This is a genomic window from Blautia pseudococcoides, from assembly GCF_001689125.2.
Lineage (GTDB): Bacteria > Bacillota > Clostridia > Lachnospirales > Lachnospiraceae > Blautia > Blautia pseudococcoides.
In genome coordinates, this window is the sequence record NZ_CP015405.2 from 2712118 (window position 1) to 2725271 (window position 13154).

Genomic DNA, 13154 nt, shown 5'->3' on the forward strand with positions numbered 1-13154 from the left:
GTAACTGTTCAGTACCCTTACAATTACAGATCAATAATATACCAATCAAAACATGACAGCAGTGTGTCATGTTAATCATTTTCTTTCCTACCACCACTCCTATTTCCTGCAGCATTCCTACATGCCAAACATATTTCCCTTTAGCTCCACACCGGCCAGCTCCGCCAGCCTTATGATCCCCTCCTCAGCCAGCGTTACGGTAGACTCCACGTGGATAAAATCCGTCACACTATGATCAAAAAGAATATTTCCCTGTGCCGGAAACTCCTCATCGCCATCCCAGAACAAATACTGCATAGGGATACAAGAAAACGCATTTAAAATATATCCCGCATCCCCCTGCCGCACCGGCTTTCCCCCCATTTTTTCCGCTGCTGACCTAAGCTCTTTCGTTTTCCCAGCAAAAGTCAAAGCAAAAGGCCTCAAAATATTCCTTTCAAAAGCCGGTGCAAAAGGCCCGGCATTCCTCACATCCCTGAAAGGCACCCACCGCCCCGCAACCCCCGCATTCTCCTTAGAATACCAAAACAGGTTATAAATATTCATCCTTGTCCCATTTCTGATAGGGCGGCTATCCTCCATAGCCTTTATAAATCCCTCTTCTCTATGGATCCCATACTTTCTCCCAAAATGTAAAACCGTCAGATATTCTCCCTCCACTTTGATCTCCGGCAGTTTCTTCCTCAATGCCTCCTGGTCCATCTCCAAAAATTTCCCCCTCCAGGTTTCACTGAGCTTATCATAATTAGACTGCTGCGGTTTCCGAATATCCATTCCTCATTCTCCTCTCTTCCCTGCCTGCCAAACCTTCAAATAAATCATCTCATTACCTAGTTTAATTCCCAGTAAATGACCGTACAGTTATTTACTTTGAGTTAAACTAGATTATACAGGATTCCATTCCTGATTACAACGAAATCCCCCGCCCACATCAACATTCAGCAGCCAATCCCCCAAGTCAAGCCCCCAAAAAGCCAAAAAGACGCATACCCCTACAAGATACACGCCTTTTACACCTTTAAACCAATTCAATCTCTAAAAGTTCCGCCGCCGGAAGCTTTTTACTAGACCCCGCCTTATATTTCTTCAATTCCACCGCAGCCTCTTTCAGCGGCACATTCGTCCCTGCCCCAGCCATACATCCGCCCGGACAGCCCATACCTTCTATCAGGCACCCGTTCATCTTCCCGGCCTTTGCAAGGGTAAGCACCTTTTTACACTCTGCCAGCCCTTCCGCATGTTCAATATGTACCGGAATTTCCGGATGATATTCCTGCAGACATTCCTCAATGGCCTGCGCCACACCGCCGGCAACTGCATACCCTCTCCCTGCCGCAGTGGCATTATGAAGGCTTCCCTTCTCCTCCATTTGGGATGGCACTATCCCCTTGGCATCAAACATCCCCTGCAGTTCCTCAAAAGTAATAACAAAATCCACATCACTGCGGACATCCGTTCTGGATGCCTCCAGTTTTTTCGCCGCACAGGGACCTATGAAAACCACACCGCAGTCCGGGTATTTCTGCTTAATACTTCTGGCTGATGCGACCATGGGTGTCAGCTCCTGGGACACACTGTCAATCAAATCCGGAAACTGTTTCTTAGCCAGCATTGACCATGAAGGACAACAGGACGTGAGCAGAAACGGCAGTTCCCCGGTGCTCACTTTTTCCGCATAGTGATGGGCCTCCGCAATTGCCCCTATATCGGCACCCAGCGCTACCTCGTATACTTCCTTAAACCCAAGCTTTATCAGTGCAGCCTTAAATTTTGCCGCGGTTACATCCTTTCCAAACTGTCCTACAAATGCAGGCGCCACCTCAGCAATGATCTCTTTCCCTTCCCGCAGTGCCCTGGAAAGCTGGAATATCTGGGATTTGTCTGAAATAGCCCCAAACGGACAGCTCACCATACACATCCCGCAGGACACACATTTTTCCGGGTCAATGGCAGCTCTCCCCAGATTGTCACTGCCGATAGCTTTTACACCGCAGGCCCTGGCACAGGGGCGTTCCATTTTTGAAATGGCATCATAGGGACAGATGGCTTTACATTTTCCGCATTTGATACATTTTTCCTGGTCGATCACAGATTTGCCTCTGACTATTGATATGGCATTCTTTGGACATACCTGCTTACAGGGATGAGCCACACAGCCTCTGCACATATTGCTGACCTGGTACTTATTCGGTTCACAGGCATCGCAGGCAGACGGGATGACCTGCATAAGGGGCGGCTCATAATATTTCTCATCAATATTACTATTTTCCATTCCTGCGGTGATATGAACGGCTTCGTTTTCAGGTCGCAGAGACATACCCATAGCAAGACGTACCCGCTCACTGGCAACTGCTCTTTCTCTGTAAATACTCTCCCTGTATGAAGCCCGCTCCTTTACAATATGGTACGGTATGGCTTCTATTTCACCATTAAAATTGTCCTTTGTGGATTCAAAAGCAACCTTGCAGATTTCTGTAAATACTTCACGCCTGATTTTCTTTACCGGGGTTTCTACACTTCTCATTTTAAAATCTCCTGTTCTCAATGCGTTGCTGCGTGTCCGAAAATAATTCAGACACACGCTGCTGCTATCCCATCTATCCGCACATAAAATGGTTAGAATCTATAGTTTCATACATATTTTATTCTATGGAATATCAGGAGAATTGCAAGTTTTTTATTTCATACACAACAATGACTTAATTCGGTTATTCTTTTTTCTTCATCTTGTAAGTCACACAGACAGGCTTCCCTGTCCACGGGTCCTGGCTGATGCAGGCATCCAGGGAAAATACGTCTGCCAGGGTTTTATTTGTCATGATCTCTTTTGGCGTCCCTTCATACAGTATTTTGCCGGAGCGCATGGCGATCATCCAGTCTGAAAACCTGGCGGCCAGGTTCAGGTCATGGATGACCATGGCAATGGTCTTCCCCTGCCTTTTATTCAAGTCCTCCAACAATTCCAGTATTTCAAGCTGATGTGCCATATCCAGATATGTGGTAGGCTCATCCAGAAGGATCAGAGGGGTGTCCTGAGCCAGAGCCATGGCGATCCACACCCTCTGCCGCTGCCCTCCGGACAGTGCGTCCATGTCCCGGTCAGCCAGTTCATCCGTGTTGGTAATGGACAGCGCCCATTTGACTGCCTCATGGTCCTCATTTTTCAGACGCCCGAATCCCTTTTGATGGGGATATCTGCCGTAGGACACCAGTTCTTTTACCGTAAGTCCCCCGGGCGCCTGGGGCGCCTGAGGCAGAATAGCCATATTCCGTGCCACCTCCACTGTGGACATATGGGTAAGCTCCCTGCCGTCCAGAAGCACATGGCCTTCCCGAATGGGCGTCATACGGGAGAGGGCTTTTAAAAGAGTGGATTTTCCACAGCCGTTCGGACCGATAACAGAGGTAATGCGGCCCCTGGGAATCTGCACATCCATTGCCGGGATGACCGTGTTTTGATGGTATGCAACGGAAATGCTTTTTCCTGTAAGTACAGCATCCATATTAAAATCTCCTTTACGTTTTGATCAACAAATATAGAAAATACGGCGCTCCGATCACCGCTGCCACGATCCCCACCGGAATCTCATTGGGGGACAGCAGCGTCCGGGATATCATATCTGCGTATGTCATCAGCACGGCACCTGTCAGTACGGTGGCCGGAACCAGGATCCTGTAATTTGGCCCCACCAGGCGGCGGGCCAGATGAGGGCAGACAAGTCCTACAAAACTCAGGCCTCCGCCTACTGCACAGCAAAGGCTGGACATGGCAATGGCGGCACCGAGAAGGAGTACCGACTGACCGGACACTTCCGCCCCCAGGCCTGTGGCCGTCTGATACCCCAGAGACAGCACATTCAGGGTACGGGTTTTGTAAAAAATAAAGGCTCCCAGAATCAGAAAGCAGAAAGAAAGCAGCCGTACATTTTTCCAGTCAGCTCCCCAGATACTGCCTGACAGCCAGTTCTGTACAAATGCATAATCACTGTCCGGCAGCCGGAGCATCAATATGGTGGTCACGCTGGACACAGCCGTGGAGACTGCCACGCCCATCAGCAGCAGTCTGCGCGGGGAAATGCCCTGTTTTGTAAGGGCAAGCCTGTAATCCACTGCGGCTGCTGCCATGGAACCCGTGAAGGCCAGTATGGGAAGCAGGATCGTCAGGCTGACGGAGCCTTTGGGAACGAACACAAAAAACGCTGCCACAAAAAGCCCGGCGCCTGCATTGATCCCCAGAATCCCAGGTTCCGCCATTTCATTTTTGGATACTCCCTGGATCACACAGCCGGAAACAGCCAGACCTACGCCCACCAACAAGCTGGTGAAGACCCTCGGAAGCCGTAAGTTAAGAAGTGTATAGCGGACACTTTTTCCGCCGCCGCCCCGAAAAATCTCCCACATTTCTTCCAGGCTTATTTTCCGGTATCCTGCATTTATCTCCAGCCAGATACCGGTAAGCAGCAGTAAGATCAACAAGGTAAATACCGTACCCGTACGGATCTTGCGTCTTCTCTCACTCAAAAGTCCTCTCCTCCTTCCGGGCTGTAAAGATAAAGAACGGCACGCCGATCACAGCAAAAACCAATCCGATAGGCACCTCCCCCGGTGCATTGATGATCCTGGAAATAATATCTGCTGCCAGCATGAAGAAAGCCCCCGCCACCATGGAACAGGGGATAACCGATCTGTAATCAGCGCCTGTAAAATACCGTACAACGTGAGGTACCATCAGCCCCACAAAAGCCACCGGTCCGGCAAGGGCCACAGCGCCTCCCGCAAGCAGGAGCACTACCAAAAGGCTGGCTGTACGTGAGCGCTCCACGGCAAGACCAAGCCCTCTTGCAGCCTCCTCCCCCAGACTCAGCAGGGAAACCCGCCCGGAAAGAAATGCCGCGGCGGCAAGTCCGAAAAGGATCACCGGCCCTGCAAAAACCAGCTGTTTTGCGCGTATTCCCGCCACGCCGCCTGCGGTCCAGAAAGTAAGATCATATCCAATTTTGCACAGGATCGCCACTGCCTGACTCAGAGAGGATAGGAAAATACTCACAGCACTTCCCGCAAGTACAAGTCTCACCGGATCCAGTCTGCGCCGTTTCAGGCTCATGAGTCCATATACAAACAGCATAGCTGCTGCCGCTCCCAAAAATGAGAAAAACACAACCCCGGAAAAATTCAGCCCCGGAAGAAAAGCAAGGCAGAGTGCCAGAGCAAATGAGGCCCCCGCGTTGATACCCAGCAGTCCGGAATCAGCCAGAGGATTTCCAGTCACCCCCTGCATCATGGCTCCCGCAGCGGAAAATGCTGCTCCCACCAAAATGCAGCCCACTGTCCTGGGTATTCTCAATTCTCGTATGACCAGATGCTGCTGGTCCGTAAAATCCGGTTTTATCACAGCCCGCACCACCTGTCCAAAAGGTATACCGGTACTTCCGTACAATACGGAAAGGACTGCGGCCAGTAAAACTGCCGCAGCTCCTGCTGTCAAAAACCATGCTGTCTTCTTTTTTGCATCTGTGCCCATTATTTCCCCTCAAATCCTCTGAAGAAATCAATAAAGATATCAAGCTGTGCGCTGTAGGTGATGGGGTCCCTGTGCATGAAAGAAACCTGCTCATAGGGAAGCACCCTTCCTTCTTTTACAGCATCCAGGCTGTTCCAAAGCTGCGACTCTTCCACAAAAGAGCTGTCTGTATCTGCCAGCACGCCATAGAAAATAAAATCACCGGTATATTCGGGCAGTGCTTCCAGGGAAACCACCTGATACTGGGTGTCACCATCCACCATATGGGTCTGCACTGCCTCCGGTGCTTTCAGCTCCCACATATCATAGAGAATGGAACCGCCCCTTGCAAAATGACTGCCCATGGTGTAAATCTGCTGGGGCCAGACTTCCACGATAGAAACTGTCCTGTCCCCCACAATACCCCGGATCTCATCTTTGACGCTCATGACACGCTGGTTGAAATCGGCAATGTAAGCCTCCGCCTCCTCCCTTTTCCCTACCAGGTCTGCAATATAGCGGAATACATCCTCATCACTGCGCTTTCCGTCCTGAATATATACCGTGGGAGCGATCTGTGAATATTTCTCATAATCTGCCTCCGTGATCGTCACGATCAGATCCGGTTCCTGGGCTGCTATCATTTCCAGGGAAGTCTCCGCACTGGTAATGTCCATCTCCTTGATCCCATCCAATTTATCAGACAAAAACGGATTGGATAGGGAGTAAGGAGACGCTATGACAGGTTTCACATCCACAGCCAAAAATTCACCCAGATAATAATCAGAAACTATGGTCCGGGGATCTTCCGGAATTTCAACCTCTCCTTTATCCGTCTCCACAATGCGAATTCCCTCTTTGGCAGCCGATGTGGATGACTGCTTCTTGGGACTTTCCGCATTCTGGGAGGTACTTTCATTTTCTGTATCCACGTTATTTTTTCCTGTTCCCTGTGCAGAGCAGCCTGCTAACAGGCTCACAGCAGCCAGCACCGCAAAAGCCGGCACCAGTTTTCTTGTCAAATTCATCATAATGTCTACCCTTTCTCTATTGCGTTTTATTCTTTAGTTAGTTATACCTAATTGACAGCAGTCATTCTAGCATACTATACTATTTAAGGCAACATTTTTTCTTAATTGTACCTGATGGGAATATATCTGTCACCGCATAAGCAAACAGACATTTCTGTGGTAAACCTGTAAAATTGAGACATAATAAGAAAAAGGAGGACCGAAATGAGTATACACAGCCATCGTGAGTTTCAAAACGTGATTCTGCAGAACCTGGGTTTTCACCCCATCAAAGGAAAGCACTGCACCCGGTTTACCAACAATAACCGCCCTGAGGACGGCACTTTTGTTTTATACGAACGGCCCGGTCTGTATTCGCTGGCAGCCGCAGACTATACGGCTGCAGCCCCTTTCTCTCTTAAATTTGAATGCCGGGAAACCCTGCTTCGCTTCGGCAGTTTCTATTATGGAAAAACCAGTTTTGATATCGAAGGGATCACTGCACATACTTCCTCCCCCGCGTCTTTTCTGGTACGCGAGGAGAAAATGAAAGGCCGGCAGTTTTGGAATGCAGGACAGAAATGCGGGGGAATTGAATTTGCTTTACATCCTGCCTTCCTGAAACAATTGAACACCATTGACCCTCTTACTTCTGTACTGGACAGTCTCTCCAAAAACCGCACATACCATTCATTACCTCCTGCAGTTGTCACAACGCTGCACCAGTTGTTTCGCATGATACAGAAGGACAGCCTCACGCCTCTCATGCTGGAAGGCAGTCTTTTTCAGTGCATGGGAATGATAACAGAATCCATGGAACAGGGTGCGCTCCGTATCCCGGAAGCGATGCCCGCTGTGTATTTGGGAAAGAAAAAGATAACCTTTGATGAATTTGACCTGCTGGCAATCCAGCAGGCAAAACAGATACTCACGGAAAACCTGGCCAATGCCCCCACGATCGCGCAGCTTGGCAAACAGGTTTTTCTTAATGAGCAGAAATTGAAAGCCGGTTTTTCCATGTGTTTTCACATGACGATCGGCTGTTATCTGAAAGAATGCCGTATGGCCAAAGCTGCCGCCCTGCTCACAGCCACCAACTTAAGTGTCAGGGAAATTGGGCAGGCTGTGGGCTATGCAAGCTGTGCAAGTTTTATCAAGGCCTTCCGCAGCCATTACAAAAAAACGCCGCAGGCATTCCGCTTTACAGATGCGGACAGCAGTCATGAAAAGTAATCTTCTGCCAGTATGGCATAACCTGATGCGTCGCAGATTCCCTGGTTATTTAAGTCCGCCTGCCTCCTGGTGCCTTCGTACTTCATTCCGCACTTCTGCATCACTTTTCCCGAATTGACATTACGGGGATCATGGCGGGATTCCACACGATTCACCTGTACTTCCTCCATAAAATAGCGGATCACCTCTTTCAGTGCCTCAGAGGTAACGCCTTTGTGCCACCAATTCTTTCCGATACAGTAGCCAATGTGGACCATTTTTATAGAATCATCTTTTAATACAACGGAAATGCTGCCCACCGGCTCCTCTCCATTTTCCTTCACTGTGATGGCCCACTGATAAAAGTCTTTCTCTCCATAATGGAAGATCCAGTCTTCCAAAACCTCCCTGGAAACTTCCGGGCTCTTGTGGGCAGGCCACATAAGGTACTTTGTCACCTGCTCATCCTTTGCCCAGTTGTGAAACATTGCCGCTGCATCATGAATGGTAAAACGGCGCAGAAGTAATCTGTCCGTCTCCAGCACTTCCGTTCCTTTGTGCTTCATGGATTCCGCCTCCTCTTCTAATTTTATAAGCCTAAAACAGTTCATCCAACAAGATATAATATCTGATCTTCTCCCAGTCCGGAGCGATTTCCAGTTCCTCAAACAACTGCTTTACGCAGCCTTCATTTTTTCCTATATTATACTGCAGGCTTCTGACACACAGTGCAATATCCTGCCAAAAATCCGCAATACCGGCTCTTCCCAGATCTATAAATCCACTGATATCCTCATTTTCAGCAAAAATATTTGGCAGACAGTAGTCTCCATGGGAAAAAACCATCTCCTCCCTGGGCTTATGTTCTCTCAGCCATAAAAGAAGTCCTTCCGGGCTGTGAAACTCTTCTGTTCCGTATAGATCCGGCTCTGTACCTGTTTCCAATTCCAGCCCATCTGCCACATTGACAGACGCCTGCTGCAATTTAAAATCCAGGTTCCGTTTTGCCGGACACCCGCTGATATCCACCTTCCGCAGCATTTTTAACCCCTCCGCAAGGAGATGGACCAGAAGCCCCGGATTTTCCAAATACTGTGCATCACAAAGCATGGCACCCTTTACCTTTGTCATCAGCAAAAATCTTGTACCCCCCATTTTCTCTGCACAGATGATCTTTGGTACCGGAAGTCTGCCCTGCAGCCAGCTTAGGATTTCATGTTCATTTCTGGATTCTTCCCTATCCCTATCCGCTTTCAGAACCATGTCTGAAAAACAAAGTATCTGGGAACCGGACCTGCCGATGGTATCCCTGCTGTAGTCCTTGTTTTCTATCTGTTTTTTTATACTTTCAGGAATTTTTCTTTCCATTCCCACCCTCATTCTGATCCTATTTAGCGCATTTTTTCATAAAGATCAAATCTTTATCTGTCTCAAATCCATTCTTTTCATAAAAATGTTCCGTGGCATTTCCCCTAAGAGTCATAAGCTGAATCTTGTTAATGCCTTTTTCCTGCAGTCTTCCCTCAAATTCATGGTAAATGGCAGAACCAAGTCCGTTTCCACGGCTGGCATTTCTTACACAAAACTCTTTTATCTCAAACAAAACGCCATCATAAAACTGTTCGGAAAATCCTAAGACCATGCCGCAGAGAACATTCTCCTCAAAAGCACAAATCCCGTAGAAAGTTTCAGACTCCGCCATCTGCCTCAGTCTCTTTCCCGCAGTCTCCTCTGTCCAGGCATCGTTCCACGGCGGAGCATTAAAGGTCTCCACATACATGGCTGCAAGAAGCGGCAGATCCTCTCTCTCAATTTCTTTATATGTAAGCATTTATGAAACCTCCTCTATGAAAATAACAGAATCCAAAAGTTTGTCTCAGCACATTTCTATTTTAATCAAACTGTGTTTTCCAGTGCTCCGCTTTTGACGCCTCAAAACACATGACAATCTGCTCTTTTGTATTTTTATCCTCCGCAAGCGGCGGAAGCTCATCCATGGAAAAATAGCCGCTGTCCATAGTTTCCAGATTCTTTTCAAAATGACCGCTGATCGCTGTGCACAGAAGAAAGACTTTGCATATTTTATATGCATATAATGGTTTATTATGCTTTTCCCTGTCCTGGACTGCAATGACCATATCGGCTGTCACATTAAGGCCTGCCTCCTCTTTCACCTCTTTGATGGTGTTCTCCTTTACCGACAGATCCACGTCCACCCATCCGCCCGGCATAGACCATCTGCCGTCATTTTCTTTTACAAGAAGGATCTTATCTCCTTCTATTATGGCTGCCCTGCAGTCCATCTTCGGTGTCTGGTATCCCACCTCACAGCAAAACAGATCTTTGACTTTTTCAAAAGGCATCTCCGCCTGTTCACTGATGATCTCCGCGGAAATTTCCCGGATACGCTCAAAACGTTCTATATCATATTTGTCTTTGCAGTAATACAGCGCGCTCTGCGCAAGACTCTGAAGCTCCACTGCCCAGTCCAGCCATTTCTTACTTTCATTCTTCATTTGAATTTTAACAGGTATCCCGCCTTACCTTCTCCGGCAGGAATGCTTCGGCTTGTTGCCGGCCTGCTGCTCCTTTCGTAATTCTCACATCTATTTCCGATTCCTGTATGATCCCCATAGCTTCTCCTTATTATAACAGAAACGGGAGGAGAAATACTATTCACAGTATACTAAAAGTACAGTTCTTTGTACAGTAATACTCACGAAAAGCAGGCAAAATACACGGTCCTATGCTCAGATTTCCGGAGAAAACGAACAGACCGGCTCCAAAAGAAAGAGACAGTATTCCGCATCATATTTGATTTATTTTGTGGAATGTAAATAGAAATATTCAGACAGGCGGATAATTTTCATCCGCCAAAATTCATGAGAATAGAAAGTTCACGGAATGTGCTTTCTATTGTAGATTTGTAGTAACGTTACAATATGTAATAATAAATGATTTAAGCCCGAGTTGGCTGAGAACTGTATTGATAGGCAGTGAGTACAGGATCATAATTTATATTCCTCATATAAAGCATTCAGCAGATGTGTGTCAGAAGCAGCTTTCACAATCAGGTCACTTCGTCCGTCTTTCGCCAATTGAAGAATCAGACCGCTGTAGCGATTCTGCTCTTCGCGCCTTCCCTTAGAGATGCCTTCAGCACCGGCCTTTTTCTCGGCCTTTTTTTCGGCATTCTTGATCAGTTCTTCCAGCAGCATAAACTTCGCCCCCATTTCCCTATTCCTTTTCAATTCTTTGATCCTATTGTGGATTTTATGAACAGTTTCACTTTGGGTTTTCTCTGCACAAGAGTCCGTACTGTCCTCGACATATGCAAGAAATGCAAGCAGTTCTTCTGAAACCTCATCTGGATTGATGCCCTTTGTATTAAAGAAGATTTTCATCGTCTTATCTCCAAGAGGCATGTCTGTTTCCAGGCAGCGGTTTTCAAAAGTATACTTGTACAGACCTTTGCCAAATGGGTCAAACGTACAAATGAAAATAATATAGCCCGGTTTCATATCATTGTAATCTTCTCCAGGTTTTAAGGCGGCTATGTCCAGTTCGCTCTGGTAATACCGCGACCGCATGGGCAGATTGTTTTCCTTCTCGTTTTGCATTTCCATGTTATAGCCAACGGCTAACTCGTCACTGGCATAGATATCCAGCCGGACGCTTTTGAAATCAGAACTGAGCAAAATACTGTGTTCCGCGTGTACGGTGATCTTTGCTATGGGATACCCTAGAAACAACTCCAGTATCAGCCGGCACGTCTCCGGATCTTCAAGTGCAGCAGAAAAGAGAAAAGCATCCTTTAGATTCAGCTGTTCAAATTTTTTCCTTGCCATATGGTTTCCTCCTGGAAAATATGACACGGAAACTCTGTCTGTGCGTTTATTATAACCTATATTATGCAAAGTTACAATTGCTATTTTTAATAAATTTATATAATATTGCAACTCTATAATGTAGCATTTGGTTTGCAAATATTTCACTCTACTTTATACTTCCAATTGCTGCTCCCAGCGCAATCCCCACGGCAATACCTGTACCCAGATTTCCAAATACGGTTTTACCCAAAGCCACTCCCAAAGCCAGGCCTAAGCAAATACATAAAGACAGCCTGTTTCCTCTTTCACTCTTTTCCTCCGATATTTCTTCCGCAGAATCTTTCATTTTCTCTTCGGTTTCACCGGTCTGTTCCTCGGCACTTTCCTGTCCTATGGCCTCTTCTGGCAAATTGGATTTTGTCTCTTTATGTTCCTCTTTCATATTCCTTATTCCTCCCCAGCCAACTGTTTATCATTTTTTATTTTCTCTCTTTTATCCATTCCATCCGGCGTCCCCTGCCGGTCTATCATAAGTTTTTCTTCTATACAATTCTTCCCCTTTTCCATCTTTCTGCATATGCTGCCGCATGTTCTGATTATACAATATTCTATATCCGTTTACAACAAACCTATAAATTCCCCTCATATCCGGCACATGAAAAGTTACTGTTCACTCCGTGCCCAGCAACACGCTTCGCCATGTAGCTATTGCAGAAATGCGGTTTTACAGAATACATACGGAATGCCTCCGTATGGTGGCGTCTGTAAACTTTTCAGTCTGAACAATAGATTTGCTGACAGGACCACACATCAAATAAAGACAGCCCGGGCAGCATTTTTTATTACCGCTGCCCGGCTGTCTTTATTGTGCAGAGAACACAAAGCTAGAGAAAGCGCCCTCTGTTTATAATTCTTTCTGCAGCCAATTCCTGTACCTTTCAAGCTGCTTTTTCGTATGAAAATAGTGCTCGCCCCGTTCCACCACTTCCAGACTGCACGCGAACTGCTCTGTGAATCTTTTTATTCTGTCATATTCACACAGATCATCTTCATTACCATATAAAATATAGGTGGGGACATTCCATTTCTCAATGGGATGTTCCCTGGTATAGCAGTAATAATCCCAGTAAAGCTTCTGTCCTATAGGAGTATCCAGTTCGCCGCTGGCTTCTAACTGCTCAGGCGTAACGTGAAACCAGGTCATCATATTTTCTATCAGCCTCCCCATATCCACCACAGGCGACAGAAACAAGCATTTTTCAATCTTCTCATCTCTGTAGGCAAGAAGACTGAAATATGCACCCATACTACAGGCAAACAATCCTGCTGATTTCCATTTTCCTTTTACATATTCCATAACGGTTTTCAGTTCTTCCACACAATTCTGCACCTTACAAGGAATCTGCCTGCCTTTACGTTCCCCGTGCTCCGGCAGATCAAAGCTCAGAACCTGATATCCTTTGGCCTGCGCAGTTTCTGCCAAAATCCGTATGGGTACATCGGTCTTACTGGACTGGTTTCCGTGTACTGCCAATATTACTTTGTCCGCCTGCGCTCCATAGAGAACAGACGGTATGTTATCTATTTGAAATATCTGCATCT

The 13154-nt window shown here is 46.9% G+C and carries 14 protein-coding genes; 1 reads left to right on the forward strand and 13 read right to left on the reverse strand.

The window, feature by feature from the left end:
• Nucleotides 1–117: 117 nt before the first annotated feature.
• The 6 genes from A4V09_RS12905 to A4V09_RS12930 form a co-directional block, all read right to left on the reverse strand.
• Nucleotides 118–774 (reverse strand): DUF3786 domain-containing protein, encoded by a 657-nt coding sequence (locus A4V09_RS12905; RefSeq protein ID WP_242963828.1) that lies wholly within the window; start codon nucleotides 772–774, stop codon nucleotides 118–120.
• 244 nt (nucleotides 775–1018) lie between these two features.
• Entirely contained in the window at nucleotides 1019–2524 is a 1506-nt protein-coding gene (locus tag A4V09_RS12910) for a 4Fe-4S dicluster domain-containing protein (protein WP_065542719.1), read from the reverse strand.
• Nucleotides 2525–2708: 184 nt separating this feature from the next.
• Nucleotides 2709–3503 carry an ABC transporter ATP-binding protein gene (locus A4V09_RS12915; RefSeq protein ID WP_065542720.1) on the reverse strand — a complete coding sequence of 265 codons (795 nt, stop codon included), beginning with the start codon at nucleotides 3501–3503 and terminating at the stop codon, nucleotides 2709–2711.
• A 13-nt stretch (nucleotides 3504–3516) separates the two neighbouring features.
• Nucleotides 3517–4521, reverse strand: a complete 1005-nt coding sequence (locus A4V09_RS12920; RefSeq protein WP_065542721.1) for a FecCD family ABC transporter permease — start codon at nucleotides 4519–4521, stop codon at nucleotides 3517–3519.
• A complete protein-coding gene (locus A4V09_RS12925; RefSeq protein ID WP_065542722.1) occupies nucleotides 4514–5521 on the reverse strand; it encodes a FecCD family ABC transporter permease in 1008 nt (335 codons plus the stop codon). Before A4V09_RS12925 ends, A4V09_RS12920 begins: the two co-directional genes overlap by 8 nt.
• Nucleotides 5521–6531 (reverse strand): ABC transporter substrate-binding protein, encoded by a 1011-nt coding sequence (locus tag A4V09_RS12930; RefSeq protein WP_065542723.1) that lies wholly within the window; start codon nucleotides 6529–6531, stop codon nucleotides 5521–5523. The genes A4V09_RS12925 and A4V09_RS12930 overlap by 1 nt, the downstream gene beginning before the upstream one ends.
• Before the next feature lie 204 nt (nucleotides 6532–6735).
• On the opposite strand from A4V09_RS12930, the gene A4V09_RS12935 reads away from it, so the two are divergent.
• A complete protein-coding gene (locus A4V09_RS12935; protein ID WP_065542724.1) occupies nucleotides 6736–7743 on the forward strand; it encodes a helix-turn-helix domain-containing protein in 1008 nt (335 codons plus the stop codon).
• Here the strand turns inward: A4V09_RS12935 and A4V09_RS12940 are convergent.
• The 7 genes from A4V09_RS12940 to A4V09_RS12970 form a co-directional block, all read right to left on the reverse strand.
• The gene (locus A4V09_RS12940) at nucleotides 7731–8288 is read right to left on the reverse strand and encodes a GNAT family N-acetyltransferase (RefSeq protein ID WP_065542725.1); all 558 of its coding nucleotides are present in this window, start codon (nucleotides 8286–8288) and stop codon (nucleotides 7731–7733) included. The genes A4V09_RS12935 and A4V09_RS12940 overlap by 13 nt on opposite strands.
• Before the next feature lie 31 nt (nucleotides 8289–8319).
• Nucleotides 8320–9090 carry an APH(3') family aminoglycoside O-phosphotransferase gene (locus A4V09_RS12945; RefSeq protein WP_065542726.1) on the reverse strand — a complete coding sequence of 257 codons (771 nt, stop codon included), beginning with the start codon at nucleotides 9088–9090 and terminating at the stop codon, nucleotides 8320–8322.
• 19 nt (nucleotides 9091–9109) lie between these two features.
• On the reverse strand, nucleotides 9110–9553 hold the full coding sequence (locus A4V09_RS12950; RefSeq protein WP_065542727.1) for a GNAT family N-acetyltransferase: 444 nt from the start codon (nucleotides 9551–9553) through the stop codon (nucleotides 9110–9112).
• Between the two features lie 61 nt (nucleotides 9554–9614).
• Nucleotides 9615–10238 carry an NUDIX hydrolase N-terminal domain-containing protein gene (locus tag A4V09_RS12955; RefSeq protein WP_065542728.1) on the reverse strand — a complete coding sequence of 208 codons (624 nt, stop codon included), beginning with the start codon at nucleotides 10236–10238 and terminating at the stop codon, nucleotides 9615–9617.
• 492 nt (nucleotides 10239–10730) lie between these two features.
• Nucleotides 10731–11570, reverse strand: coding sequence for an Rpn family recombination-promoting nuclease/putative transposase (locus tag A4V09_RS12960; protein WP_065542729.1), 840 nt, complete (start codon nucleotides 11568–11570; stop codon nucleotides 10731–10733).
• Nucleotides 11571–11718: 148 nt separating this feature from the next.
• Nucleotides 11719–11994: a hypothetical protein gene (locus A4V09_RS12965; protein WP_084043584.1), complete on the reverse strand. Its 276-nt coding sequence runs from the start codon at nucleotides 11992–11994 to the stop codon at nucleotides 11719–11721.
• A gap of 462 nt (nucleotides 11995–12456) precedes the next feature.
• The gene (locus A4V09_RS12970; RefSeq protein ID WP_330396419.1) at nucleotides 12457–13152 is read right to left on the reverse strand and encodes an alpha/beta hydrolase; all 696 of its coding nucleotides are present in this window, start codon (nucleotides 13150–13152) and stop codon (nucleotides 12457–12459) included.
• Between the last annotated feature and the right edge of the window lie 2 nt (nucleotides 13153–13154).

What these genes read in the sequence shown, in the direction of transcription:
- A4V09_RS12935 (WP_065542724.1), top strand. Translation starts at nt 6,736, where the DNA reads ATGAGTATACACAGCCATCGTGAGTTTCAAAACGTGATTCTGCAGAAC.
- A4V09_RS12955 (WP_065542728.1), bottom strand. Translation starts at nt 10,238, where the DNA reads ATGAAGAATGAAAGTAAGAAATGGCTGGACTGGGCAGTGGAGCTTCAG.
- A4V09_RS12910 (WP_065542719.1), bottom strand. Translation starts at nt 2,524, where the DNA reads ATGAGAAGTGTAGAAACCCCGGTAAAGAAAATCAGGCGTGAAGTATTT.
- A4V09_RS12930 (WP_065542723.1), bottom strand. Translation starts at nt 6,531, where the DNA reads ATGATGAATTTGACAAGAAAACTGGTGCCGGCTTTTGCGGTGCTGGCT.
- A4V09_RS12970 (WP_330396419.1), bottom strand. Translation starts at nt 13,152, where the DNA reads ATGCAGATATTTCAAATAGATAACATACCGTCTGTTCTCTATGGAGCG.
- A4V09_RS12965 (WP_084043584.1), bottom strand. Translation starts at nt 11,994, where the DNA reads ATGAAAGAGGAACATAAAGAGACAAAATCCAATTTGCCAGAAGAGGCC.
- A4V09_RS12905 (WP_242963828.1), bottom strand. Translation starts at nt 774, where the DNA reads ATGGATATTCGGAAACCGCAGCAGTCTAATTATGATAAGCTCAGTGAA.
- A4V09_RS12960 (WP_065542729.1), bottom strand. Translation starts at nt 11,570, where the DNA reads ATGGCAAGGAAAAAATTTGAACAGCTGAATCTAAAGGATGCTTTTCTC.
- A4V09_RS12925 (WP_065542722.1), bottom strand. Translation starts at nt 5,521, where the DNA reads ATGGGCACAGATGCAAAAAAGAAGACAGCATGGTTTTTGACAGCAGGA.
- A4V09_RS12950 (WP_065542727.1), bottom strand. Translation starts at nt 9,553, where the DNA reads ATGCTTACATATAAAGAAATTGAGAGAGAGGATCTGCCGCTTCTTGCA.
- A4V09_RS12915 (WP_065542720.1), bottom strand. Translation starts at nt 3,503, where the DNA reads ATGGATGCTGTACTTACAGGAAAAAGCATTTCCGTTGCATACCATCAA.
- A4V09_RS12945 (WP_065542726.1), bottom strand. Translation starts at nt 9,090, where the DNA reads ATGGAAAGAAAAATTCCTGAAAGTATAAAAAAACAGATAGAAAACAAG.
- A4V09_RS12940 (WP_065542725.1), bottom strand. Translation starts at nt 8,288, where the DNA reads ATGAAGCACAAAGGAACGGAAGTGCTGGAGACGGACAGATTACTTCTG.